Origin of the sequence: Arenimonas sp., from assembly GCF_019459675.1 — a bacterium.
In the GTDB taxonomy this organism is placed as follows: Bacteria; Pseudomonadota; Gammaproteobacteria; order Xanthomonadales; family Xanthomonadaceae; genus Arenimonas.
On record NZ_JAIBFH010000458.1, the window covers coordinates 1 to 1,110 of the forward strand.

Below are 1,110 nucleotides of genomic sequence, written 5' to 3' on the forward strand. Positions count from 1 at the left end.
TGACGGCCGCGCTGACCAAGATCGGCGCCGAGCGTTTCGGCGGCGAGTTCAAGGCGTACGACCAGATCGACGCGGCGCCGGAAGAAAAGGCGCGCGGCATCACGATCTCGACGGCGCACGTTGAATACGAGTCGGCGAACCGTCACTACGCGCACGTGGATTGCCCGGGCCACGCCGACTACGTGAAGAACATGATCACGGGTGCGGCGCAGATGGACGGCGCGATCCTGGTGTGTTCGGCCGCCGACGGCCCGATGCCGCAGACGCGCGAGCACATCCTGCTGGCCCGCCAGGTGGGCGTGCCGTACATCGTGGTCTACCTGAACAAGGCGGACCTGGTGGACGACGCCGAGCTGCTGGAGCTGGTGGAGATGGAAGTCCGCGAGCTGCTGAGCAAGTACGATTTCCCGGGCGACGACACCCCGATCATCACGGGTTCGGCGCGTTCGGCGCTGGAAGGCGACCAGAGCCCGATCGGCGTGCCGTCGATCCTGAAGCTGGTGGACGCGCTGGACACCTGGATCCCGGAGCCGCAGCGCGACGTGGACAAGGCGTTCCTGATGCCGGTCGAGGACGTGTTCTCGATCTCGGGCCGCGGCACCGTGGTGACCGGTCGCATCGAGCGCGGCATCATCAAGGTGGGTGAGGAAATCGAGATCGTCGGCATCCGTCCGACCGTCAAGACGACCGTCACGGGCGTTGAGATGTTCCGCAAGCTGCTCGACCAGGGCCAGGCGGGCGACAACGCCGGCCTGCTGCTGCGCGGCACCAAGCGTGACGACGTGGAGCGTGGCCAGGTTCTGGCCAAGCCGGGTTCGATCACGCCGCACACCGAGTTCGAAGCCGAGGTGTACGTGCTGTCGAAGGACGAGGGCGGCCGCCACACGCCGTTCTTCAAGGGCTACCGCCCTCAGTTCTACTTCCGCACGACCGACGTGACGGGCGCCTGCCAGCTGCCGGAAGGCGTGGAGATGGTGATGCCGGGCGACAACGTGAAGATGGTGGTCACCCTGATCGCGCCGATCGCGATGGATGACGGCCTGCGCTTCGCGATCCGCGAAGGTGGCCGCACCGTCGGCGCCGGCGTGGTTGCCAAGGTCATCAAGTAAG

At 66.7% G+C, this 1,110-nt stretch carries 1 protein-coding gene; it reads left to right on the forward strand.

Going from position 1 to position 1,110, the window contains the following annotated elements; genetic code table 11:
• A partial coding sequence (gene tuf / locus K0M70_RS15110) for an elongation factor Tu (RefSeq protein WP_290783341.1) occupies positions 1-1,109 on the forward strand: 1,109 nt, incomplete at its 5' end.
• Between the last annotated feature and the right edge of the window lies 1 nt (position 1,110).